At 70.0% G+C, this 23,689-nt stretch carries 18 protein-coding genes; 8 read left to right on the forward strand and 10 right to left on the reverse strand.

Annotated features, from left to right (window positions below):
* Positions 1–26: 26 nt before the first annotated feature.
* From ACIO3O_RS12605 to ACIO3O_RS12640, 8 genes are all read right to left on the reverse strand, one after another.
* On the reverse strand, positions 27–1,646 hold the full coding sequence (locus tag ACIO3O_RS12605; RefSeq protein WP_401744833.1) for an ABC transporter substrate-binding protein: 1,620 nt from the start codon (positions 1,644–1,646) through the stop codon (positions 27–29).
* Between the two features lie 334 nt (positions 1,647–1,980).
* Positions 1,981–3,129 (reverse strand): ABC transporter ATP-binding protein, encoded by a 1,149-nt coding sequence (locus ACIO3O_RS12610; RefSeq protein ID WP_401744834.1) that lies wholly within the window; start codon positions 3,127–3,129, stop codon positions 1,981–1,983.
* Positions 3,122–4,180 (reverse strand): ABC transporter ATP-binding protein, encoded by a 1,059-nt coding sequence (locus tag ACIO3O_RS12615; protein ID WP_401744835.1) that lies wholly within the window; start codon positions 4,178–4,180, stop codon positions 3,122–3,124. Before ACIO3O_RS12615 ends, ACIO3O_RS12610 begins: the two co-directional genes overlap by 8 nt.
* Before the next feature lie 9 nt (positions 4,181–4,189).
* The gene (locus ACIO3O_RS12620) at positions 4,190–5,158 is read right to left on the reverse strand and encodes an ABC transporter permease (RefSeq protein ID WP_401744836.1); all 969 of its coding nucleotides are present in this window, start codon (positions 5,156–5,158) and stop codon (positions 4,190–4,192) included.
* Positions 5,151–6,077, reverse strand: coding sequence for an ABC transporter permease (locus tag ACIO3O_RS12625; protein ID WP_401744837.1), 927 nt, complete (start codon positions 6,075–6,077; stop codon positions 5,151–5,153). The genes ACIO3O_RS12620 and ACIO3O_RS12625 overlap by 8 nt, the downstream gene beginning before the upstream one ends.
* Before the next feature lie 143 nt (positions 6,078–6,220).
* Positions 6,221–7,864, reverse strand: a complete 1,644-nt coding sequence (locus ACIO3O_RS12630) for an ABC transporter substrate-binding protein (protein ID WP_401744838.1) — start codon at positions 7,862–7,864, stop codon at positions 6,221–6,223.
* 447 nt (positions 7,865–8,311) lie between these two features.
* Positions 8,312–10,216: a translational GTPase TypA gene (gene typA / locus ACIO3O_RS12635; RefSeq protein ID WP_401744839.1), complete on the reverse strand. Its 1,905-nt coding sequence runs from the start codon at positions 10,214–10,216 to the stop codon at positions 8,312–8,314.
* 327 nt (positions 10,217–10,543) lie between these two features.
* Positions 10,544–12,847 carry an ABC transporter family substrate-binding protein gene (locus ACIO3O_RS12640; RefSeq protein ID WP_401744840.1) on the reverse strand — a complete coding sequence of 768 codons (2,304 nt, stop codon included), beginning with the start codon at positions 12,845–12,847 and terminating at the stop codon, positions 10,544–10,546.
* Between the two features lie 315 nt (positions 12,848–13,162).
* Here ACIO3O_RS12640 and ACIO3O_RS12645 point away from each other — a divergent pair, with 315 nt between their 5' ends.
* The 6 genes from ACIO3O_RS12645 to ACIO3O_RS12670 all read left to right on the forward strand — a co-directional run bounded on the left by ACIO3O_RS12645 (position 13,163) and on the right by ACIO3O_RS12670 (position 19,889).
* The gene (locus ACIO3O_RS12645; protein WP_401744841.1) at positions 13,163–13,477 is read left to right on the forward strand and encodes a hypothetical protein; all 315 of its coding nucleotides are present in this window, start codon (positions 13,163–13,165) and stop codon (positions 13,475–13,477) included.
* A gap of 711 nt (positions 13,478–14,188) precedes the next feature.
* A complete protein-coding gene (locus ACIO3O_RS12650; RefSeq protein ID WP_401744842.1) occupies positions 14,189–15,022 on the forward strand; it encodes a hypothetical protein in 834 nt (277 codons plus the stop codon).
* Positions 15,023–15,024: 2 nt separating this feature from the next.
* A complete protein-coding gene (locus tag ACIO3O_RS12655) occupies positions 15,025–16,974 on the forward strand; it encodes a fumarate reductase/succinate dehydrogenase flavoprotein subunit (RefSeq protein WP_401744843.1) in 1,950 nt (649 codons plus the stop codon).
* Positions 16,971–17,756 (forward strand): succinate dehydrogenase/fumarate reductase iron-sulfur subunit, encoded by a 786-nt coding sequence (locus ACIO3O_RS12660; protein WP_401744844.1) that lies wholly within the window; start codon positions 16,971–16,973, stop codon positions 17,754–17,756. Before ACIO3O_RS12655 ends, ACIO3O_RS12660 begins: the two co-directional genes overlap by 4 nt.
* 28 nt (positions 17,757–17,784) lie before the next feature.
* Positions 17,785–18,723, forward strand: a complete 939-nt coding sequence (locus ACIO3O_RS12665; protein WP_401744845.1) for an arylamine N-acetyltransferase — start codon at positions 17,785–17,787, stop codon at positions 18,721–18,723.
* A gap of 107 nt (positions 18,724–18,830) precedes the next feature.
* Positions 18,831–19,889 carry a LacI family DNA-binding transcriptional regulator gene (locus ACIO3O_RS12670; protein ID WP_401744905.1) on the forward strand — a complete coding sequence of 353 codons (1,059 nt, stop codon included), beginning with the start codon at positions 18,831–18,833 and terminating at the stop codon, positions 19,887–19,889.
* A 43-nt stretch (positions 19,890–19,932) separates the two neighbouring features.
* On the opposite strand, the gene ACIO3O_RS12675 is transcribed toward ACIO3O_RS12670, so the two are convergent.
* Both ACIO3O_RS12675 and ACIO3O_RS12680 read right to left on the reverse strand, forming a co-directional pair.
* Positions 19,933–20,337, reverse strand: a complete 405-nt coding sequence (locus tag ACIO3O_RS12675; protein WP_401744846.1) for a PIN domain-containing protein — start codon at positions 20,335–20,337, stop codon at positions 19,933–19,935.
* Positions 20,334–20,570 carry a type II toxin-antitoxin system VapB family antitoxin gene (locus ACIO3O_RS12680; protein ID WP_401744847.1) on the reverse strand — a complete coding sequence of 79 codons (237 nt, stop codon included), beginning with the start codon at positions 20,568–20,570 and terminating at the stop codon, positions 20,334–20,336. The genes ACIO3O_RS12675 and ACIO3O_RS12680 overlap by 4 nt, the downstream gene beginning before the upstream one ends.
* A 328-nt stretch (positions 20,571–20,898) precedes the next feature.
* On the opposite strand from ACIO3O_RS12680, the gene ACIO3O_RS12685 reads away from it, so the two are divergent.
* Together ACIO3O_RS12685 and ACIO3O_RS12690 are read left to right on the forward strand one after the other, a co-directional pair.
* Positions 20,899–22,860 carry a TPM domain-containing protein gene (locus tag ACIO3O_RS12685; protein WP_401744906.1) on the forward strand — a complete coding sequence of 654 codons (1,962 nt, stop codon included), beginning with the start codon at positions 20,899–20,901 and terminating at the stop codon, positions 22,858–22,860.
* A 118-nt stretch (positions 22,861–22,978) separates the two neighbouring features.
* The gene (locus tag ACIO3O_RS12690; protein WP_401744848.1) at positions 22,979–23,689 is read left to right on the forward strand and encodes a PspA/IM30 family protein; all 711 of its coding nucleotides are present in this window, start codon (positions 22,979–22,981) and stop codon (positions 23,687–23,689) included.

Below are 23,689 nucleotides of genomic sequence, written 5' to 3' on the forward strand. Positions count from 1 at the left end.
TACGGTGAACTCGTCAGCGGTGGACGTCAGTTGACCTTGATCTCGCCGTAGACGGGGATGCTGAAGGGGTTCAGCGCGACGTTGGAGACGCGGTCGGAGTAGGCGACGCTGCCGTTCTGGTACCAGAGCGGGACGGCGGCCATCTCGTCGGCGACGACCTTCTCGGCCTTCTGGTAGGTCTCGACGGCCTTGGCGGTGTCGACCTCGGCGTTGGCCTCGTTCATCAGCTTGTCGAAGGCCGGGCTGGAGAACTTGCCGTCGTTGGACGAGGCGTCCGTGTAGTACAGCGGCTCCAGGAAGTTCTGGATCAGCGGGTAGTCCATCTGCCAGCCCGCCCGGAAGGGGCCGTCCATCTCCTGCTTGGAGACCTTGCTGCGGAAGTCGGCGAAGGTGCCGACGGGGTTGCCGACGCAGGCCTTGTTGTCGCCGAGCGCGTTGTTGATGCTGTTGCAGACGGCGTCGACCCACTCCTTGTGGGAGCTGTCCGCGTTGTACGTGATCTTCAGCTGGCCGCCGGGGATGCCGCCGCCCTCGGTGATCAGCTTCTTGGCCTCGGCCGCGTCGTACTCGCAGTCGGTGCCGCACAGCCCGGGCTTGTAGCCGCCCTCCTCCTTCAGGACCGGGGAGGTCCAGTCGGTGGCGGGGGTGCGGGTGCCGTGGAAGATCGACTCGGTGATCTGCTTGCGGTTGATCGCCTTGGAGATGCCCTTGCGGACCTTGGCCGCGTTCTCGGTCTTCCACTCCGGCTTGTAGAAGGGGAAGGCGAGGGTCTGGATGATGCCGGCGGGCGGGCTGGCGTACCGGCCGCCGACGTCGTTCTTGACGTTCTGGAGCTGGGCGGCGGGGACGTCGTCGAGGAGGTCGAGGTTGCCGGCGACGAGGTCGTTGTAGGCGGCGGTGTTCTCGGTGTAGACGCGCAGGTCCACGCCGTTGTTCTGCGCCTTGTCCGGGCCCGGGTAATCCGCCCACTTCTTGAGGTTCATCGCCGAGCCCTTGGCGTAGTTGTCCACGGTGTACGGGCCGTTGCCGACCGGCTTGGACACCCACGCGTCGTGGTCGTCGAAGAAGGCCTTGGGCAGCGGGGCGAAGGCCGCGTAGCCGAGGGTCTCGGGCCAGGTGGAGAACTTCTGGTTGAGCTTGACCGTGAAGGTCTTCTCGTCCACGACCTTGAGGCCGGAGAGGGTCTCGGCGGTGGGGTCGCCCTTCTCGGGGTGGACCTTGTCGTAGCCGTCGATGTAGCCGAAGAAGGGGGCGCCCTTCTGCTTGTTCTTGGTGTTGGCCGCGTAGTTCCAGGCCTTCACGAAGGACTCGGCGGTGACCTTCTCGCCGTTGGAGAACTTCCAGTCCTTGAGCTTGACCGTGAAGTTCTGGGCGTCGGTGGTCTCGATCTTCTCGGCGACCATGTCCTCGGCGGCGCCCGTCTTCGGGTTGTACCGCTTGAGGCCGCGCATGACCATGTCGAGGACCTTGCCGCCCTGCACCTCGGTGGTGTTCGCGGGCTCCAGGGGGTTCTGCGGGTCGCCCCACCAGGCGCTCAGTACGCCTTCTCCGCTGCTGCCGCCGCTGCCACCGCCGCCGCAGGCGGTCGCGGCGAGAGCGACGGCGGCCGCGGCTGCGGCCCACTTGGCGTGCCTGGCTCCGCGCATGGGGTGCCTCCTGGAGTCCCGAAGATGACTTAGGGACCCATATCACCCCATTTGGTACGGTGCCGCATCTTCACATCCGCCATATGCGGGCGTGTCCGGTACGGGGCGGGCCGGGGCCCCTGTGGACGGGCGTTCGGCACGGGCGTTCGGGCAGGGGCGGCACCCGGGTGGGCCGGGAGCGGGAGGGGCCGCCCCCTTGCCCGCCCGTCCCGCCCCCGGGGGGCGGCCCCGCCGCCCAAGGCGGCTGGGGCGTCGGAAAACAACACCGCCCCCGGCCCGAGGGATCTCGGAACGGGGGCGGTGCGGAGGGACCTGGCAAAGCGAGCGCGGAGGGTCAGGCCGCGCCCACCACGTCCTTCACCTCGGCGAAGTGGCACGCCGACTCGTGGGCCGCCGGAGTGTCCTGGCCGACGAAGCGCGTCGGAATCGCCAGCAGCGGCTCCTCCTGCGCGCACTTCTCCTCGGCCTTCCAGCAGCGGGTGCGGAAGCGGCAGCCCGACGGCGGGTTGGCCGGCGAGGGCACGTCACCGGTGAGCACGATCCGCTCGCGGTGGTCGCGGGCGGTCGGGTCCGGGACGGGGACGGCCGACAGGAGCGCCTGGGTGTACGGGTGGGTCGGGTGCTCGTAGATCTCGGCGTCCGAGCCGATCTCCGCCATCTTGCCCAGGTACATCACGCCGACGCGGTCGGAGATGTGCCGGACGATGGAGAGGTCGTGCGCGATGAAGAGGTAGGACAGGTTGAACTCGTCCTGGAGCTTCTCCATCAGGTTGATCACCTGCGCCTGGACGGACACGTCCAGAGCCGAGACCGGCTCGTCGCAGATGATGATCTCCGGGTTGAGCGCGAGGCCGCGGGCGATGCCGATGCGCTGGCGCTGACCGCCGGAGAACTGGTGCGGGTAGCGGTTGATGTACTCGGGGTTGAGGCCCACGACGTCGAGGAGGTCCTGGACCTTGCGGCGCCGGTCGCCCTTGGGAGCCACCTCGGGGTGGATCTCGAAGGGCTCCCCGATGATGTCGCCGACCGTCATGCGCGGGTTCAGCGAGGTGTACGGGTCCTGGAAGACCATCTGGATGTTGCGGCGGACCGCCTTCAGCGCGCGCCCGGACAGCTTGGTGATGTCCTGGCCCTTGTAGAAGACCTCGCCCGCGGTCGCCGTCTCCAGCGTCATCAGCAGCCGGGCGACCGTGGACTTGCCACAGCCGGACTCGCCCACGATGCCCAGCGTCTCGCCCTGGTGGAGGTCGAAGGAGACCCCGTCCACGGCCTTGACCGCGCCGACCTGGCGCTTGAAGAGGATGCCCTGGGTCAGCGGGAAGTGCTTGACCAGGTTGCGGACCTGGAGGATCGGCTCCCCGCGCTCGACCGGCGCCTCGATGGCGGCGACGGCCTCCTCGACCGAGGCGGCGTCCACCGTCTCGACCTCGGTGACGTGGGGGGTCGCGTCCACGGCCTCATCGGACTTGTGAAGCTCAGCCATGGATCGTCTCCTTCCAGAAGTGGCACGCGCTACCGCGGCCGGGCAGTTCGGCGCCGCCCTGCTCGGTGACCTGCACCAGCGGCGGAATGTCCGTACGGCAGATGTCCTGCGCCATGGGGCAGCGCGGGTTGAAGGCGCAGCCCGACGGGATCTTGAGCAGGTTCGGCGGGAGACCCTTGATCGCGTACAGCTCCTGGCCCTTCTGGTCCAGGCGCGGGATCGATTCCAGGAGTCCCTTGGTGTACGGGTGCGCGGGGCGCGCGTAGATCTCGTGGACCGGGGCGGTCTCGACGATCCGGCCCGCGTACATGACCGCGATCTTGTCCGCGACGTCGGCGACGACGCCGAGGTCGTGGGTGATCAGGATCAGGCCCATGTTGAACTCGCGCTGGAGCTCCGCGAGCAGGTCCATGACCTGCGCCTGAACGGTCACGTCGAGAGCCGTGGTCGGCTCGTCCGCGATGATCAGGTCGGGCTCCAGGGCGAGCGCCATCGCGATCATGATGCGCTGGCGCATACCGCCGGAGAACTGGTGGGGGTAGTCGTTGACCCGCGCCGCGGCGGCGGGGATCTTGACCTTGTCCATCAGCTCGATGGCCCTGGCCTTGGCCTCCTTCTTGGAGAGGCCCAGGTGCACCCGGTACATCTCGCCGAGCTGGTAGCCCACGGTGAGCACGGGGTTGAGGGACGAGAGCGCGTCCTGGAAGATCATCGCGATCTTCCGGCCGCGGATCTGGCGCCGCTCCTCGTACCCCATCGTGAGCATGTCCTGCCCGCGGTAGAGGATCTGGCCCTTGGGGATCTTGCCGGGCGGCATGTCGAGGATGCCCATGATCGCCTGCGCGGTCACGGACTTGCCCGAGCCGGACTCGCCGAGGACGGCGAGGGTCTCGCCCGCCGCGACGGAGTAGTTCACGCCGTTGACCGCCTTGGCCACACCGTCGCGGGTGTGGAACTCGACGTGCAGGTCGCGCACGTCGAGCAGCGGGGTGTTCTCGGCGTCGCCCGCTCCGGAGAGGGGGGCACTTGCGGTTTCTTCGATGATCGTCACGACGCCCTCCTAGCGCAGCTTCGGGTCGAGGGCGTCACGGACCGTGTCACCAAGCATGATGAACGCGAACACCGTAAGGAACAGCATTCCGGCGGGGAAGATCAGCACGTGGAGGTTGTTGCGGATCTCCTCGCTGCCCGACGAGATGTCGATGCCCCACGAGATGGTCGGGTCGGCGAGACCCAGACCCAGGTAGGACAGCGTCGCCTCGGCGGAGATGAAGCCGCCGAGCGCGATGGTGGCGACCACGATGGTGGGCGCCAGCGCGTTCGGCAGGACGTGCCGGAAGATCATCCGGCTGGTCCCGGCACCCAGCGCGCGGGCGGCGGTCACGTAGTCCGCCTGCTTGGCGCTGATCACCGAGGCCCTCATCACGCGGCAGATCGACGTCCAGCCGAGGAACGCGAGCGCCGCGATGACGACGTACACCTTGCGCTCGGTGAAGGCGTTCAGGACGACCATCGTGCCGAGCAGGAAGGGCAGGCCGAAGAAGATGTCCGTGATGCGGGAGATGATCGAGTCGATCCAGCCGCCGAAGTAGCCGGAGAGCAGACCCAGCAGACCACCGATGAGGGTGATCGCGATGGTGACGCCGACGCCGACGAGGATCGAGGCGCGGGTGCCGTAGATGACGCGGGAGTAGATCGACCGGCCCTGGATGTCGTAACCGAACCAGTCCGCCTGGAAGAGGTGCCCGAGTTCGGGCTTCGTCAGGTAGTGGTTGGTCAGGTCGCCGGCCCGCGGGTCGGCGCCGGTGAACAGGCCGGGGAAGGCCGCGATCACCAGGAGGACGAACAGCATGACCGCCGCGGTCCAGAACATCGGGCGGTGGCGCAGGTCGTACCAGGCGTCGCCCCAGAGGCTGCGGGGCTTGCCGGTCGACGGCTTCGCGACGGCGGCCTCGGGGGCCGCGTCCGCGGCCGGGGGCGCGATGGCGTCCACGGCGGCGTCGGTCTTGGACTTGGTCACGTCAGGCATACCGGATCCTCGGGTCCAGGACCGCGTACAGCAGGTCGACGATCAGGTTGATCACCAGGATGATCAGGACGAACACGGTGACGATTCCGACGATCGTGGAACCCTCACGCTGCTGGAGCGCCCGGAAGAGCAGGTTGCCCACACCCTGGACGTTGAAGATGCCCTCGGTGACGACGGCGCCGCCGATGAAGCCACCGATGTCGGTGCCGACGAAGGTCACCACGGGAATCAGGGAGTTGCGCAGCAGGTGCACTCCGACGATGCGGCGTCGGGGCAGACCCTTGGCGAGGGCGGTGCGCATGTAGTCCGCGCGCAGGTTCTCGGCGAAGGTCGTACGCGTCAGTCGTGCCACGTACGCCATGGAGAGCATGGCGAGGACGAAGCCCGGCAACAACAGTTGGGTGATGTCCATCGAGTCGTCGACGTTCGGAGCCACCCAGCCGAGGGTGTCCGCGAAGACGTAACGGGCCAGGTAGCCCATGATGAACACCGGCACCGAGATGACGATGAGGGTGAAGAGCAGGACACCGGTGTCCGGGGCCTTGCCCACCTTCAGACCGGCCCAGGCGCCCAGCGAGAGACCGATGAGCAGCTCGATGGTGAGCGCGACGATCGTCAGGCGGAGGGTCACCGGGAAGGCGGCCGTCATCTCGTCCCAGACGGGTCGGCCGCCGAAGGTCTCACCGAAGTTGAGCTGGAACAGGTCCTTCATGTAGTTGAAGTACTGCATGTAGAGGGGCTGGTCGAGCCCGAACTTCTCACGCAGTGACGCCAACTGGGCCGGGTCCGCACCCTTGTCGCCGAACATGGCCCTGATCGGGTCGCCGGGAAGGATGTGAACCATAAGGAAAATCAACAGAGTGGTCCCGAGGAACACCGGGATCATCTGGAGCAGTCGCCGAGCGACGTAGCGCCCCATCATGCCTCCATGCCGTGAGGGGTCGGCGATGGCCTTCGCAGTTGTTCTCCGCCATGGGGTGTGGGCGGTGAATTGACGGGCCTACGCCTGCCTGCCGGCGCCGCCCCCGGACGGGAGCGGCGCCGGCAGACCGGTTCTGAGAGTTACTTCTTGGCCTTGACCTGAACGTCGGTGAAGATCGGGTCGCCGTCCTGGCCGTACACGATCTTGCCGAACACGTTCTTGGACTGGCCCGAGTTGACCTTGTAGAACCACAGCGGGATGGCCGGCATGTTCTTCGCCAGGATCTGCTCGGCGTCCTGGTACATCTTCACGGTCTCGTCCAGGGTCTTCGCCTTGTCCGCCTTGGCGGCAAGCGCGTCGAACTCCGGGTTCTTGTAACCGCTGGTGTTACCGGCGGCCGTGGAGCCGTACAGGTCGCGCATGAAGTTCGAGTTGACCGGGTAGTCGAGCACCCAGCCACCGCGGTACATGGACTTGACCTTCTTGCCGTCACGGGCGTTCAGGTCGGTCGCGAAGTCCGGCTTCGAGTCGCCGACGCACTCGACCTGGGTGGCCTGACGGATCGAGTTGCAGACCGCGTCGACCCACGCCTTGTGCGGCTGGTCGGCATTGAACTGGATCGAGATCTTGTTGCCCGGAACGCCGCCACCCTCGGTGATGAGCGCCTTGGCCTTCTTCGGGTCGTACTTCGTGATGTCGCCGAGGGCGCCGGCCTTGTAGCCGAGCACGCCGCGGGCGACGAAGGAGTCCGCGGGCTCACGGGTGCCGTTCAGAACCGTCTTGGTGATCGTCTCGCGGTCGATCGCCATCGAAAGGCCCTGGATGACCTTCGGGTTGATGTTCTTGAACTGGTCCGTGTAGAACGCCGGGACGATCGACTGGACGGCCGAGTACTCCTGGTCGATCGCGCGGTCGCCGAGGTCCTGCTTGTAGTTCTTCAGCGCGGTGACCGGGACCTGCTCGATCCAGTCCAGCTGGTCCGAACGCAGCGCCGAGTAGGCCGACTCCGCGGTCGTGTAGTTCTTGAAGTCGATGCCACCGTTCTTGGCCTTGTTCGGGCCCTGGTAGCCGTCGTACTTGCGGACCTTGATGACCTTGTTGTGGTCCCAGGCCTCGAACTTGTACGGGCCGTTGCCGACCGGCTTCTGGCCCGCGGCCTTCGGGTCCTTGAAGAAGGACTCCGGCAGCGGCGAGAAGACGTCGTAACCGAGCTTGTACGCGAAGTACGAGACCGGGCCGTTCAGGGCGATCGTGAAGGTGTTCTCGTCGACGACCTTCAGACCCTCCATCTCGGTCTTGGTCGGGTCGCCCTTCTCCGGGTGGACATCGGTGTAGCCCTTGATGTCCTGGAACCAGCTGGAGTTGGTCTGGTTGTTCTTGGTGTTGGCCGACCAGTTCCAGGAAGCCACGTAGGACTTCGCGTTCACCGGGGTGCCGTCGTGGAACTTCCAGCCGGGCTTCAGCTTGACGGTCCAGACGCTGGAGTCCTCGTTCGGCGTGACGGACTCGGCGTTGACGTTCACCAGCTTGCCGGTGCCGGGCTCGTAGTCGACCAGGCCGGAGAAGAGGGTGCGCAGCACGCGGCTGCCCTGGCTCTCCTTGGCGTTGGCCGGCTGGAGCGGGTTCTGCGGCTCGCTCAGCTGGGCGACCAGGATCCCGTTCGGGTCGGCCTTCCCGGCGTCCATGCCGCTGTCGCTCTTCTTGTCGTTACCACCGCAGGCGGTAGCGGCCAGAGCCACGACTATCGCGCCTGCGACCCACTTGGCGCTCTTGGCACCGCGCATGGGGTTCCTCCTCATGAGTCCACTTGTTAACTGCAAGAGGGGGCACAGGTGCACTCGCCGACACCCCTGACGGCGAGAAGATTCTGGTGCCCCAGTGTGCTCGTGAGTCGGCGCTCCCCACAGCGCCTAACCCATTGACCCGAGCTCAGTGGAGCCAACTATTAAGTACGTCCGGACCGTAAACCACACTTAAAGGGTCTCGTTTTGACAACATCACTTACCGCCGAGTGACCGAAATCCGGACAAAGTGAGCCCAGACAGACACCCCCGAAACGGACTGTTAACGCAACTTCCGGAGAGTGTTGATCGATATCCGGACACATGGCGCGTGAAAACAACTTGACCGGTGGGTCAGTTCGCGACAGATGGATCTTGTCCGGACGCGCCGGAGGCCCGACACTCTGACGAGTGTCGGGCCTCCGGCCCTCAGCACGTGACGCGTGGTGCTCAGCGCTTGGCGCGCGACGCCGTACGACCGCGCTCCTTGGCGTCCAGGACGACCTTGCGGATGCGCACGGCCTCCGGGGTCACCTCGACGCACTCGTCGTCGCGGCAGAACTCCAGGGACTGCTCCAGCGACAGCTTGCGCGGCGGCACCACGTTCTCGGTGGTGTCGGCGGAAGCGGCACGCATGTTGGTGAGCTTCTTCTCCTTGGTGATGTTCACGTCCATGTCGTCGGCGCGCGAGTTCTCGCCGACGATCATGCCCTCGTACACCTCGGTGCCGGGGTCGGTGAACAGGACACCGCGCTCCTGGAGGTTGATCATCGCGAACGGCGTGACCGTACCGGAGCGGTCGGCGACCAGGGAGCCGTTGTTACGGGTCACCAGCTGGCCGAACCACGGCTCCAGGCCCTCGTGGATCGAGTGGGCGATACCGGTGCCGCGGGTGTTCGTCAGGAACTCCGTACGGAAGCCGATGAGGCCGCGGGACGGGACGACGAACTCCATGCGGACCCAGCCCGAGCCGTGGTTGGACATGTTGTCCATGCGGCCCTTGCGGACGCCCATGAGCTGCGTGACGGCGCCCATGTGCTCCTCGGGGACGTCGACCGTCATGCGCTCGACCGGCTCGTGCACCTTGCCGTCGACGAGCTGCGTGACGACCTGCGGCTTGCCGATGGTCAGCTCGAAGCCCTCGCGGCGCATCTGCTCGACCAGGATGGCCAGCGCCAGCTCACCGCGGCCCTGCACCTCCCAGGCGTCGGGGCGCTCGGTGTCCAGGACGCGGAGCGAGACGTTGCCGACGAGCTCGCGGTCCAGGCGGTCCTTGACCTGACGGGCCGTCACCTTGCGGTCCTTGACGGCGGCCTTGGCGTCCGCGCCCTTGCCGGTGCCGCCGCGGCCGACCATCGGCGAGGTGTTGGTGCCGATGGTCATGGAGATGGCGGGCTCGTCGACCGTGATCAGCGGGAGCGCGATCGGGTTCTCCGGGTCGGCCAGGGTCTCGCCGATCATGATGTCCGGGATACCGGCGACGGCGCAGATGTCACCGGGGCCCGCGACCTCGGCGGGCTTGCGGGTGAGCGCCTCGGTCATCATCAGCTCGGAGATGCGGACGTTCGAGATCGTGCCGTCGCGCTTGATCCAGGCGACCGTCTGCCCCTTGCGCAGCTCGCCCTGCTCGACGCGGAGCAGCGCGATGCGGCCGAGGAAGTTGTCGGCGTCCAGGTTGGTGACGTGGGCCTGGAGCGGCGCGGCGTCGTCGTACTCGGGGGCCGGGACGTGCTGGAGGATCGTGGAGAAGAACGGCTCCAGGCTGTCGCTGTCCGTGGGGACGGTGCCGTCCTCCGGCTTGGTCAGCGAGGCGATGCCGTCACGGCCGCAGGCGTAGACGATCGGGAACTCGATCTGGTCCTCGTCCGCGTCCAGGTCCAGGAACAGGTCGTACGTCTCGTTGACGACCTCGTCGATCCGGGAGTCCGGGCGGTCCGTCTTGTTGATGCACAGGATGACGGGCAGGCGCTGCTGGAGGGCCTTGCGGAGCACGAAGCGCGTCTGCGGCAGCGGGCCCTCGGAGGCGTCGACCAGCAGGACGACCGCGTCCACCATCGACAGGCCGCGCTCGACCTCACCGCCGAAGTCGGCGTGACCGGGGGTGTCGATGATGTTGATGGTGATGACGTCGCCGCCATCCTTCGGGTGGTACTTGACCGCGGTGTTCTTGGCCAGGATCGTGATGCCCTTCTCACGCTCCAGGTCATTCGAGTCCATCATGCGGTCGTCGAGCGACTCAGAGGCGTGCGCGGCGAAGGAGCCGGCCTGCTTGAGCATGGCGTCGACGATGGTCGTCTTGCCGTGGTCGACGTGGGCGACGATGGCTACGTTACGGATGTCGTGGCGCGTGGGCATGGGTTGCTAAACGCTTCTCTCGATCGTGGGATGCGGCGTCTCGTTCCTCGTACGCCCACCGGGCGGACGCGCCACGGCTTACCCCATGGTACGGGGCGGACGCGGGACGGGCTTCCCGGGCCGATCGGTACAGCGCTTTGCGGGGGTTCGCGCGGCGAGGTGGGGGTGACCTGCGCGAACAAGGGGTGGAAGGCGAGCCTCCGGGTCAAGGAGTCGGGTACGACCTTGCCCGCCGGGGGCCCGGCGGGCAAGGAATCGGGGCCGATTCACAGTGGGTTCTCAGACTCCGAGATGGCCTCTGACCTGCGATGCAGCGGTTATTTCCCGTTACTTGCGCTCATCTTTGGCTGAATCGGTCTTCTTGAAGCCGATGTCCTGGTAACGGGGTGCGGAGAAGCCGAAAGCTCCCGCGTTCACCAGCTCCGGCTTCACCGCGACCAGCTCGGGGCGCTGGTAGAGCGGAATCGAACCGGCCGCCGCCCAGATCCGCTCGTCGGCCTGCTTCACCAGCTCCCGGGCCACCTCCTCGTCCAGCTCGGCCGCCGCACGGTCGAAGAGCTGGTCGATGTGGTCGGTGCCGACCCGGGTGTAGTTCTGCTCGACGAACAGGGAGCCGTCGGCCGCGGGCTCCGGCTTGGCGAAGATCGGCCGGTCGTCGGTGGCCGGGTAGGCGGTGCCGGGCCAGGAGTAGAGCGCCAGGTCGTAGTCGCCGGAGGCGATGTGGTCCTTGAAGTAGCTCGCGTCGGCGACCTTGGTGATCTCGGTGCGGACGCCGATGGACTCCAGCATCCGCGAGATCTGCTCGCCGACCGTGCGCAGGGCGGCCGAGCCGGGGTCGGAGGGCAGCACGAAGCGCAGGGTCAGCGGCTTGCCGTTCTTGCCGACGACCCGGGGGGCGGCGAGGGCTCCCGCCGCCGCGGGGGCCGCGGTGCCGCGCGGGGCGTAGGCCCCGGCCATGCCGCCCTTCTTCTTCTCCTTGGCCTCGGTCTTGCCGTCCGCCTGGTCCTTGTGGTCGCGGTACTCCCGCTTCTCCTCCTTCTGGTACGAGAGGACCTTGCGGGCGGAGACCAGGGAGGCGGGTCCGGCGGCCGGGGCCAGGACGTAGCTGCCGGACTCCGCGGGGCCGCCGTCGCCGGGCTTGTCGTCGCCGACGATGTACATGCCCTCGTCGGAGGCCTCGTCGTCCTTCTGCTTCTTCTTCTCGGCCTTCTTCGTGTCCGCGCTGCTCCCGGCGGTACGGCTGCCCGCGCCGCCCGGGGTGAAGCCCGCGTCGGCGAGGAGGGCCTGCGCGGCCTGGGTGTCCTGGGCGCCGAGGGCGTCGCTGCCGTCGGTGTACGCCTCCTGCCCGGCGAGCGCGAGGTGGCTGCCGAGCGGGGCGGCCGGCAGGCCCAGCGGGGCCAGCACGGACGCGGCGAGCTCCTTGCGGTCCAGGGCGCGGGCCACCGCCCGGCGCACCCGCTCGTCGGCGAGCGGCCCCGAGGTGCCGTTCAGCGCGAGCTGCGTGTAGGCGGGCTCCAGGGACTTCCGTACGGTGAATCCGCGCAGGGCGCGCTGTTCCTTCGCGTACGACTGGACCTGGGCCTGCTTCTTCTTCCGGGCCTCCTGCTCGGCCTCGGCGCTCTCCTCGTCGACCGCGCCGTGCGCCCGGGCCCAGGAGCGCAGGGCGTCGGCGGCGCTGGTGGTGGAGCCGGGGCCGTGCGCGGCGGGCGGACTGCCCGCGTCCTTGGCGGCGAGGGCGATGCGGTCGGCGTCCTGCCGGTCGATCTCGGCGATGTCGATCCGGCCGGCGGCCAGGGCGGCGGCGCGCTCGTCGCGCGGCACGGCCCGCAGGACCACCTTGTCCAGCTTGGCGGGCTTGCCCCACCAGCGCGGGTTGCGCTCCAGGACGACCGAGCCGTCCTCGCGGTCCAGCTTCATCGGGCGGAACGGGCCCGCCGTCGACTTCAGCTTCGTGCGCGCGCCGTCGTTGAAGGCGTCGGGCGTGCCCATGACCTCCTTGGGGTACAGCGGCGTGAACAGGGAGCGCCAGTCGGCGTAGGGGCGGGCGTAGGTGACCTTCACCTCAAGGTCGTTGGCGCCGCGTTCGATCTTCTCGATGCGCTCGTAACCGGCGTTGCGGGCGGTCCAGTACGCGGACTCCTTGCCGCGCAGGGCGCGCCACTGGGCGACGAAGTCGGCGGCGCCGATCTCGCGGCCGTCGCCCCACACGGCCTCCTGGTTGATCTTGTAGAGGACGACCTGCTTGGGCTCGCGCTCGACGATCGAGGCGTCCTCCAGGTAGTCGGGGTTGCGCTGCGGCCTGCCCGCCGTGTCGAGCACGAAGAGGGCGGGCAGGACCGCGCCCGCGATGCGGGCGGTCGTGCTGTCGGCGTCCGCCTGGAAGGCGTTGAAGGTGGCCGGGACGGAATCGACGGCCCAGTTCAGGGTGCCGCCGTCGGCGACCTGTTCGCGGTCGGCTGCGGCGAGGTCGGCGGCGACGGGGACCGCCTCGCCGTGCTGCTCGTCCGACGCTCCGCCGCAGCCGGTCAGCGAGGGCAGCGCGAGCACTCCGCAGACCAGGAGGGTCGCGGGGCGCAGGGCACGCCGGGTGCGCCTGGCGCGGGGCGCGCGCGGGATCGCGGCGTCGGACATGGCTGGTACCTCCAGGCTGACCCGGCCGTTCCTACCGGAATGGGCCGTTAGATTCACATGTGGGGGCTTATTGAGGTGATCACACTTGTTGTCCTTGCCGGCCCACTGAAAGGGACCTCGCGCGGGGGGTGGTGACGACACGTCGGGCATTCGGGGAAGGGCACCCGTGCGGCCCAATCCGCGCTCCGGGTGGGGCGCGCGGGGCGGGCGTGCTTCGCGTACCGGCGTACGCACCCTTCACAAGGGGGGATGTGACGCGCGACACTCCAGGCGCATGGGCGTTGCGTGAGCGCACGGTGGAAGTGAGGCCAAACCATGTCCCTGCACGAGGAATTGACGGAGCTTCAGGAATGCCTGGACCGGCTGGAACGGTCGGTGCTGAGGCTGACCGGGCGGCCCGGGCTCGGTGAGAGCCATCCGCTGGACGTGCGGCGGGTGCGAACGGATGCGGCGCACTTGCGGGAGAGCGTGGCGATGCTGAGTGCCTTGGCGGCGGCGGACGGTTCTTCGGGGCGGCCGGCGGCGCCGCGGCCGGAGCTCATCACCATTCCCGACGCGCCGTACGACAGCACGCTGTGGACCGACTCCGACGACGAGGGGCTCGGCGCCCGCGACCGCCACGCACCCTGATCCTCTCGGGGCGGGGCTGCCCCTGCCGGGGCGGGCCTGCTCCCGCCGGTGCGGGCCTGCTCCTGCCGGTGCGGGCCGGGCCTGCTCCCGCCAGGGCGGGCCGAGCCTGCTCCCGCTGGAGTGCCGCCCCGGGCCCCGTGGGCTCCGCCTCTTGCCGTCCCGCCCCCTTGGGCGGCGGGGCCGCCTTCCCTCTCCCCCTCCCCGTAGCCCCCTTGGGCGGCGCAGCTCCCCTCCGCCCCCTTGGGCGGCGGGGCCGCCCCCCGGGGGCGGGACGGGCGGGCAAGGGGGCGGCCCCTCCCGCTCCCGGCCCACCCGGGTACCGCCCCTGGCCCAGCACCTGCGCCGGGCGCGCGTCCAGAGGGGTCCCAGCCAGGCCCCGACGCCGGACGCCCGTCCAGGAGGAGCCCGGCACCTCCCGTACCGGAAAGGCAGGTCCCCAACCCCGCCCCTTCACCTAAACCCGCGGGGCAATTGCACGGTCCCCGTGCAGGCGCGTCGTGGCTGGTCGCGCAGTTCCCCGCGCCCCTAAAGGGGCACGGACGAGCCGCCCGGCACGAAGCGGTCGCGCCCGCGCGGCGGAGCCGCAGATCAAGCACAGCCCCGCGCCCCTGAAGGGGCGCCCAGCGCGGCGGAGCCGCAGATTGAGCGCAGCACCGCGCCCCTGACGGGGCACGGCAACCCATACCGTTCCCGACACCCCTGGAGCCCCCGTTGGCCACAGGCACTGAGCCCGAAGCGCGTACGGCAGGTACGGAGGGGGGTGTGCACGGTGCCACGCGGGCGCGGATCGCCGCCCGCCACCTCCGCACCGACCGCTGGTGGCTCTCCCCCGCCCTCACCGCCGCCGGCCTCCTCGCCTTCGTCGTGTACTCGACCTGGCGGGCCTTCGGCAACAGCGACTACTACTCCGCCCCCTACGTCTCGCCCTTCTACTCCCCCTGCCTCGCCGAGAACTGCATCCCCATGAAGGGCGGCCCCAACTGGGAGATCTTCGGCAGCTGGTGGGGCCTCTCCCCCGCCCTGCTCGTCCTGATCTTCCCGCTCGGCTTCCGGCTGACCTGCTACTACTACCGCAAGGCCTACTACCGGGGCTTCTGGGCCTCGCCCCCCGCCTGCGCCGTCGCCGAGCCGCACAAGAAGTACTCCGGGGAGACCCGTTTCCCGCTGGTGCTCCAGAACATCCACCGGTACTTCTTCTACGCCGCCGTCCCGGTCGCCGGGATTCTGACGTACGACACCGTCCTGGCCTTCCGGGACGAGACCTACGCGTGGGGGCACATGGGGCTCGGCACCCTCGTCTTCCTGGTCAACATCGTCCTGATCTGGGCGTACACCTTCTCCTGCCACTCCTGCCGGCACATCATCGGCGGGCGGCTCAAGCACTTCTCCAAGCATCCGGTGCGGTACCGGCTGTGGGGGTGGGTGGGGAAGCTGAATGACCGTCACATGCTGCTGGCCTGGGCGTCGTTGATCAGTGTCGCCCTCGCCGACTTCTACGTCTATCTCGTCGCTTCCGGCGCCTTCGAAGATCCGAGGTTCTTCTAAAGATGACTCAGTTGGAACGGCAGGAGTGGGACGTCGTCGTGGTCGGCGCGGGCGGGGCGGGTCTGCGGGCCGCCATCGAGGCGCGCGAGCAGGGGGCGCGTACGGCAGTGATCTGCAAGTCGCTGTTCGGCAAGGCGCACACCGTGATGGCCGAGGGCGGCATCGCCGCGTCCATGGGGAACGTCAACTCCGGGGACAACTGGCAGGTGCACTTCCGGGACACGATGCGGGGCGGGAAGTTCCTCAATCAGTGGCGGATGGCGGAGCTGCATGCGCGCGAAGCTCCCGAGCGCGTCTGGGAGTTGGAGACGTGGGGTGCGCTCTTCGACCGGACCGCCGACGGGCGGATCTCGCAGCGCAACTTCGGCGGGCACGAGTATCCGAGGCTGGCGCACGTGGGCGACCGGACCGGGCTTGAGCTGATCCGCACCCTCCAGCAGAAGATCGTGCAGTTGCAGCAGGAGGACTTCCGGCAGTCGGGGGACTACGAGTCCCGGCTCAAGGTCTTCCAGGAGTGCACCGTCACCCGCGTCCTCAAGGACGGCGAGCGGGTCGCGGGGACCTTCTGCTACGAGCGGGAGTCCGGGCGGTTCTTCGTGCTGGAGGCGCCCAGCGTGGTCCTGGCCACCGGCGGCATCGGCAAGTCCTTCAAGGTGACGTCCAACTCGTGGGAGTACACGGGCGACGGGCACGCGCTGGCGCTGCTCGCCGGGGCGCCGCTGCTGAACATGGAGTTCGTGCAGTTCCACCCGACGGGGATGGTCTGGCCGCCGTCCGTGAAGGGGATCCTGGTCACCGAGTCGGTGCGCGGCGACGGCGGCGTGCTGCGCAACTCCGACGGCAAGCGGTTCATGTTCGACTACGTGCCGGACGTCTTCAAGGAGAAGTACGCGGAGTCCGAGGAGGAGGGGGACCGGTGGTACGAGGACCCCGACAACAACCGGCGGCCGCCCGAGCTGCTCCCCCGCGACGAGGTCGCCCGCGCCATCAACTCCGAGGTCAAGGCCGGACGCGGATCGCCGCACGGCGGGGTGTTCCTGGACGTCTCGACGCGCATGCCCGCCGAGACCGTCCGGCGGCGGCTGCCGTCGATGTACCACCAGTTCAAGGAGCTGGCGGACGTCGACATCACCGCCGAGGCCATGGAGGTCGGGCCCACCTGCCATTACGTGATGGGGGGCATCGCCGTGGACTCCGACACCGCCGCCACCCGCGGGGTGCCGGGACTCTTCGCGGCCGGTGAGGTCGCGGGCGGGATGCACGGGTCGAACCGGCTGGGCGGCAATTCCCTGTCCGACCTGCTGGTCTTCGGCCGCCGGGCCGGGCTGTACGCGGCCCAGCACGCTGCCGAGCACCTGGGCGCCGCGCGGCCCCTCATCGACGAGGCCCAGATCGACGCGGCGGCCGCCGAGGCCCTGCGCCCGTTCAGCGCGGAGGGCCCCGAGCCCGGCTCCGACGAGCCGGGGCGGCCGCCGGAGAATCCGTACACGCTCCATCAGGAGCTCCAGCAGACCATGAACGACCTCGTCGGCATCATCCGGCGGGAGGCCGAGATGGAGCAGGCCCTGGAGAAACTGGCCGAGTTGCGGGTACGGGCCCGGCGGGCCGGGGTCGAGGGGCACCGGCAGTTCAACCCGGGCTGGCACCTCGCGCTCGACCTGCGGAACATGCTGCTGGTCAGCGAGTGCATCGCCCGCGCCGCCCTGGAGCGCACCGAGAGCCGCGGCGGCCACACCCGTGAGGACTTCCCCGCCATGGACCGCGCCTGGCGGCCGGTGAACCTGCTGTGCCGCCCCGCCGACCCGACCGGCGGGCTGGCCGCCACCGATCCCGTACGCGGTCAGATCGAACTCGTCTCCACCACGACCGAGCCCATCCGCCCGGACCTGCTCGCCCTCTTCGAGAAGGAGGAGCTGGTCAAGTACCTCGCCGAAGAGGAGCTGTACGAGTGACCACCTCGCCGTCTGCAAAATATGTGGCCAACTTCCGTGTGTGGCGCGGCAATGCGGAGGGCGGCGGGCTGGAGGACTTCAACGTCGCCGTGAACGAGGGCGAGGTCGTCCTCGACATCATCCACCGACTCCAGGCCACCCAGGCCCCCGATCTCGCGGTGCGCTGGAACTGCAAGGCGGGCAAGTGCGGTTCGTGCAGCGCGGAGGTCAACGGGCGGCCCCGGCTGATGTGCATGACCCGCATGTCGACCTTCACCCCGTCCGACACGATCACCGTGACGCCGCTGCGCGCCTTCCCCGTCGTACGCGACCTGGTGACGGACGTGTCCTTCAACTACCAGAAGGCCCGCGAGGTGCCCGCCTTCGTGCCGCCGGAGGGGGTCGCGCCCGGCGAGTACCGGATGCAGCAGGTGGACGTGGAGCGGTCGCAGGAGTTCCGCAAGTGCATCGAGTGCTTCCTGTGCCAGGACACGTGCCACGTGGTGCGCGACCACGAGGAGAACAAGACGGCCTTCGCCGGGCCGCGCTTCCTGATGCGGGTCGCCGAGCTGGACATGCACCCCCTGGACGCGGCGGCGGAGGCCGGGCTCGACCGCAAGCGCACCGCGCAGGAGGAGCACGGGCTCGGCTACTGCAACATCACCAAGTGCTGCACGGAGGTCTGCCCCGAACACATCAAGATCACGGACAATGCGCTGATCCCCTTGAAGGAAAGGGCGGTTGACCGCAAGTACGATCCCCTGGTCTGGCTCGGCAACAAGATCCGGCGGCGGCCGGAATAGCCCCGGGGCGCCGCGTGCTGGATCAAGCATGTGGAACAGCGGAGCGCTTGATCTCGACACGTACCTGAAGAAGATCGGTTACGAGGGGGAGCGCACCCCCTCGCCGGACACCCTGCGCGCACTGCACCGGGGGCATGTGCTGGGGCTGCGGTGGAGCACCATCGACGCGATGCTCCACCACGACGTGCCGCTCGACCTGGTGTCGCTCCAGGCGAAGCTGGTGACCGGCGGGCGGGGCGGGTACTGCTTCGAGCACGTCTCACTGTTCGCGGCCGTGCTGGAGGCGCTCGGGTTCGAGTTCTTCGCCGTGCAGGGGCGGGTCGTGATGGGCAGCGAGAAGCTGCTGCCCACCACGCACGCGCTGCTGGTAGTGGAGCTGGACGGGCGGCGGTGGCTGTGCGACGTCGGCTTCGGGGCGTCCATGCTGGAGCCCGTCGAGCTGGTCCCGGGCGCAAAGGGCAGCGAGGTCGAGCAGGACGGCTGGCGCTACCGGCTGCGCGAGCGGGACGACATCACCCCGGGCGCGCACGGCTGGGAGCTCCAGCAGCCCGCCTTCGGGCCGGAGACCGACCGGGACGGCGACGGCTGGACGGTGCGGCACAACTTCACCCTCACCCCGCAGTACCCGGTCGACTTCCGGATGTCGAACCACTTCGTGGCGACCAGCACGCACTCCCCCTTCAGTCACCGGCTGTACGTGCAGCGCGTCCTGCCCGGCACGCTGCACATCCTGGACGAGCTGACCTGGACGACCACCCACCCGGGCGGCGAACTTCCTCCGCTCTCAAGGGACTTGGAACCGACCGAAGTGCCGAAGGTGCTGGCGGAGATCTTCGAGATCGAGCAGAGTGAGGAGGAGGCAGAGCTGTTGGTCGCGCGGCTGGCCGCCAACGCGGAGGCGTCCCGGGCGAACGCCGAGGAGGCGTCCCGGGCGAACGCCGAGGAGGCGTCCCGGGCGGGCGCCTGAGGGGCGGGCGGGCGCGCGCTACTATGACGGCGCTCTGAAAGCGCTTACATGGGTGGGCGCGGGCCTGATGGATCGGACGGTTCCAGGTGAGTGCTCCTGTGCCCACGGTGTACGACGTCGCGGACCGGGCGGGCGTCTCCATCGCCACGGTCTCGCGGGTCTACCGCAGCCCCCAGTCCGTACGGGAACCCACCCGCGACCGCGTCCTGGAGGCCGCGCGCACCCTCGGCTACGTACCGAGCGGCAACGCACGCGGCCTGGCCAGCCGGACGACGGGCGTGCTCGGGCTCTGCTTCCCCGACTACGCGGACCCGGACGTGGACGCGGAGGGGGCCGGTCCTGGCGGTACGGACGAGGACGACGACGGCGCGGTCGTGATGCTGTACTCCGACCAGATCATCCGGGGCATGGAGCGGGCCGCCCGGCGGCACGGGTACGCACTGCTGATCGCGGCCTCCCTGGAGGGCGGCCCCGAGAGCCTCGTCGCGCAGGTGGCGGGCCGGGTGGACGGCTTCGCCGTGCTCGCCCAGACCGTCCCCACCTCCGACCTGGAGGTCATCGCCCAACGGCTGCCGATCGTGATGCTGGCGGGCCCCCGGGAGATCGACCACCTCGACCACATCGAGGTCGCCAACGCCGACGGCGTACGGGAGCTGACCCGCCACCTCGTCGAGGACCACGGGCTGCGGCGGCTCGCGTTCGTGGGCGGCCAGGAGTCGTCGCCGGACGCCCGGGCCCGCTTCCGGGGCTTCCAGGAGGCCTGCCGGAAGGCGGGCCTGCCGGTCCCCGCCGCGCCGGACCTGCGGGCCGAGCCGATGACCCAGGCCGAGGGGGCACGGGCGGCACAGACCCTGCTGGACCGGGAGGGCCCCGCCCCCCAGGCGATGCTCTTCGCCAACGACCAGATGGCGGTGGGCGCGCTGCACGCGCTGGAGCGGCGGGGGGTGCGGGTGCCCGAGGACATGGCTGTCACGGGCTTCGACGGGATACCCCTGGGGCGGGTGGTCCGCCCGTCGCTGACGACGGTCCGTCAGCCGATGCGGCGGCTCGGGGAGGAGGCGGTGGAACTCCTGGTCCGCCGCCTGGGCGACCGCACCCTGGAACCGGCCTCCCTGATGCTCCCGGTGACGGTGGTCCGCCGCGCCAGCTGCGGCTGCGGGAGTTGAGCGGGGGCGCCGTCCCTCCTCCGGGAAAGGGGCGCCGCCCCGGTCACCTCCGCACGTCGCGCTGCTGCACGTCCTTCAGCACGGACGCCACCGCCGCGAAGTCGTTGTCGACGTGGAGCACCGTGTGCCCGTGGTGCACGGCCGTGGCGCAGAGGAGCAGGTCCAGCACCCCGGCACTGCGGTGCCGGCCGGCCTGGGTCAGTTTGTACTGTGCCGTATCGACCCACCGCCACGCGTTCTTCGGCACCGGGGCCGCGCGGCAGAGCGCGTCGAGGTCCTCCGCGAGCGCGTCACGGTGCGCGGGGCCGGTCGCCGAGTACAGGAACTCCGCCCGGGTGGGCTCCGCCAGGTAGAAGACGCGCGCCTGGATGTGCCCCGCCCACTCCTGCCGGGTCCCCGCGTTGCGCAGCAGGTACCACAGCGCGGAGGTGTCGAGCAGATACGTCACTTGTCCCAGGCCTCCGCACGTGCCCGCTTGGCGGCGGCGTGCGCCTCGGCGGCCCGGTCGAACTCACCGCTCGCACCGCGTGCGGCGAGCCGGTCGAAGGCCTCCAGCGCCTTCAGCCCGGCCACTATGTCGCGCAGTGCCGTGTTGACCGTGTCCTTCTTGGTCTTGGTGCCCAGCAGCCGCATGGCCTCCGCCAGGGCTTCGTCGTCGAGTTCGATCTGCGTCACGGCCACCGGAGACCTCCTTGTGGGTCATGTATGAAGGTTGCGTATCCAGCATACAACGCGGCCCTCCGGCGGTCGCCTCCTCCGGTCGCGACCCGGATCACCTCGGCATAGCCTCCGAAATGTGACGCCTCCCGAGAGTCGTACCCGGACATCCGGTGGCCGGGCCACCACCCCCCGCCGCCCGCCCGCCGCGCGCCCCGCCGCCCTGCTGGCCGTCCTCCTCGGGCTGGGCGGCTGGTCCCTCGCCGCCGCACCGCAGCAGCACCCCGCACCCCCCGCCGCCGCACCGCAGCACCACCCCGCACCCCCCGCCGCCGCCCCCGCCGAGGACCCCCTGCGGCTGTCCTCCGACGGGCAGATCACCGACAAGGCCGGTGCCCTCGGTGCCAAGCGCGGCGAGGTCGCCAAGGCCCTCAACCGGCTCTACGCCGATCACCGCCTCCAGCTCTTCGTCGTCTACGTCCGTGACTTCTCCGGCCGCTCCGCCCAGAGCTGGGCCGACACCACCGCCACCCGCAACGGGCTGGGGCGGGACGACGTCCTGCTGGCCGTGGCGACCAAGGACCGGCAGTTCGCGTACTCCGTCGACCAGGACTCCCGGCTCAGCGACGCCCAGCTCGCCGAGGTCTCCGGCACCGCCGTCAAACCCGCCCTGCGCGAGAACGACTGGGCCGGGGCCGCCGTCGGCGCCGCGAACGGCTACGCCGCCGTGCTGGCCGGGCAGCCCGTGCCCACCCCCACCATCACTCCCGGCGTCCACGACCCCGGTTCGGAGGACGGCACCGCCGGTGACCTCGTGCTGCCCGTCGTCGCCGTCGGCGGTGCGGGCGCGCTCGCCGCGTACGCCTACAGCCGCCGCAAGCGGAAGCGCGCCGCCCCCGTGCCCGAGAAGGCCGCCCCCGTCCTCACCCCCCTGCCCGAGCTGGACGGCCGCGCCAAGCAGGCCCTGGTCGAGACGGACGACGCGATCCGCACCAGCGAGGAGGAACTCGGCTTCGCCACCGCCCAGTTCGGGGAGGAGGCGGCCCGGCCCTTCGCGGAGGCGCTCGCGTACGCGAAGGGGGAGCTGACCGCCGCGTTCAAGATCCGGCAGCAGTTGGACGACGCGTTCCCGGAGGACGATCCGACGAAGCGGAGGATGCTGGACGAGATCCTCGCCCGGTGCGCCGAGGCCAACCGCCGTCTCGACTCCGAGGCCGACTCCTTCGACCACCTGCGCGAGCTGGAGCGCAACGCCCCGGCCGCCCTCGACACCGCCGAGGCCGCCTTCCGCAGCCTCACGGGCCGCACCAGCACCGCCGAGGCCGCCCTCGCCACGATGCGCGAGCGGTACGCCGCGTCCGCCGCCGCCCCCGTGGCCGGGCACGTCGAGCAGGCCACGGACCGGCTCGTGTTCGCCACCGCCAACCTCAACCAGGCCCGCCAGGTGCTGGTCGCCGGTGACAACAGCCAGGCCGCCGTCTTCGTACGGGCCGCCGAGGGCGCCGTCGACCAGGCCGGCACCCTGGTGGCGGCCGTCGAGCGCCGGGCCCGTGAACTCGCCGACGCCGAGCAGGAGTTGGCGGGTGCGCTGACCGAGACCGACACCGACCTCGCCGACGCCCGCGGTCTCCTCGGCGGTACGGCGGCGGGCACCAGCACCGCCGACCTGCAGGGGCGCATCGCGCGCGCGGAGGCCGTCGTACGCGACGTACGGGAGGAGCTGCGGGCGGGGAAGTTCGACCCGATCGACGCCCTGCGCCGGATCGAGGAGGCCGATGCCGCGCTCGACGAGGCCCTGGCCGGGGCGCGGGAGCGGGAGAGCGCCGGACGGCGGGCCCGGGACCTCCTCGGGCAGGCCACCCTGACCGCCCGGGCCGCGATCGGCGCCGCCGCCGACTACATCACCACCCACCGGGGCGCCGTCGGCAGCCAGGCCCGCACCCGCCTCGCGGAGGCCCAGCGGCACCTGGAGCAGTCGGCGGCGCTGACGGACGACGCCCCGGCCGCCCTCGCCGAGGCCCAGCGCGCGGACTCCCTCGCCCGGGAGGCACAGAGCCTCGCCGAGCAGGACGTACGGGGCTTCGGCGGCCCGTACTCAGGGGGCGGGAGCGGCGGCGGGGGCGGCCTGAACGGGGCCGTGCTCGGCGGCATCATCCTGGGCGGCATCCTCAACGGCGGCCGTGGCGGCGGGGGTTACGGGGGCGGCGGCTACGGCGGCGGTTTCGGCGGCGGGGGCTTCGGCGGCGGCGCGGGCCCCGGCAGCTTCGGCGGCGGCGACACCCGGGGCCGCCGGGGAGGCGGGGGGCGGTTCTAGGCCCCCGCACCGGTGGCGTCGGCCCCGTACCGCCGCACCCACGACACGTACCTCCGCACCCACGACACGTACATCCCCACCCATGACCACCCATGACCACTCATGACAGGAGCAGACCATGTCCAAGCAGTCCATCCTCGGCCGTGTCACCCAGCTCGCCAAGGCCAACATCAATGCCCTCCTCGACCAGGCCGAGGACCCGCAGAAGATGCTCGACCAGCTGATCCGCGACTACACCGGCAACATCGCCGAGGCCGAGGAGGCGGTCGCCACCACCATCGGCAACCTGCGGCTGCTGGAGCAGGACCACCGCGAGGACGTCGACGCCGCCCGTGAGTGGGGCGGGAAGGCGCTGGCCGCCAGCAAGAAGGCCGACGAGCTGCGGACGGGCGGCTCGGCGGCGGAGGCGGACACCTTCGACGGGCTCGCGAAGGTGGCGTTGCAGCGCCAGCTCCAGGCCGAGAAGGAGGCGAAGACCGCCGAGCCGACGATCGCCGCGCAGACCGAGGTGGTGAACGGGCTCAAGGACGGCCTGACGAAGATGAAGGCCAAGCTGACCGAACTGACCTCCAAGCGGGACGAGTTGGTGGCGCGCGCGAAGTCGGCGCAGGCGCAGAACTCGATGATGGACGCGGTGAAGAACATCAATGTCCTGGACCCGACGAGCGAGCTGAGCCGCTTCGAGGACAAGGTGCGGCGCGAGGAGGCGCGGGCGATGGGCAAGCAGGAGCTGGCCGCCTCCTCGCTGGACGCCCAGTTCGAGAAGCTGGACAGCCTGGGCGACGACGCGGAGATCGAAGCCAGGCTGGCCGCCCTGAAGAACACGTGA

This window comes from Streptomyces sp. NPDC087440 (genome assembly GCF_044744005.1).
GTDB lineage: Bacteria > Actinomycetota > Actinomycetes > Streptomycetales > Streptomycetaceae > Streptomyces.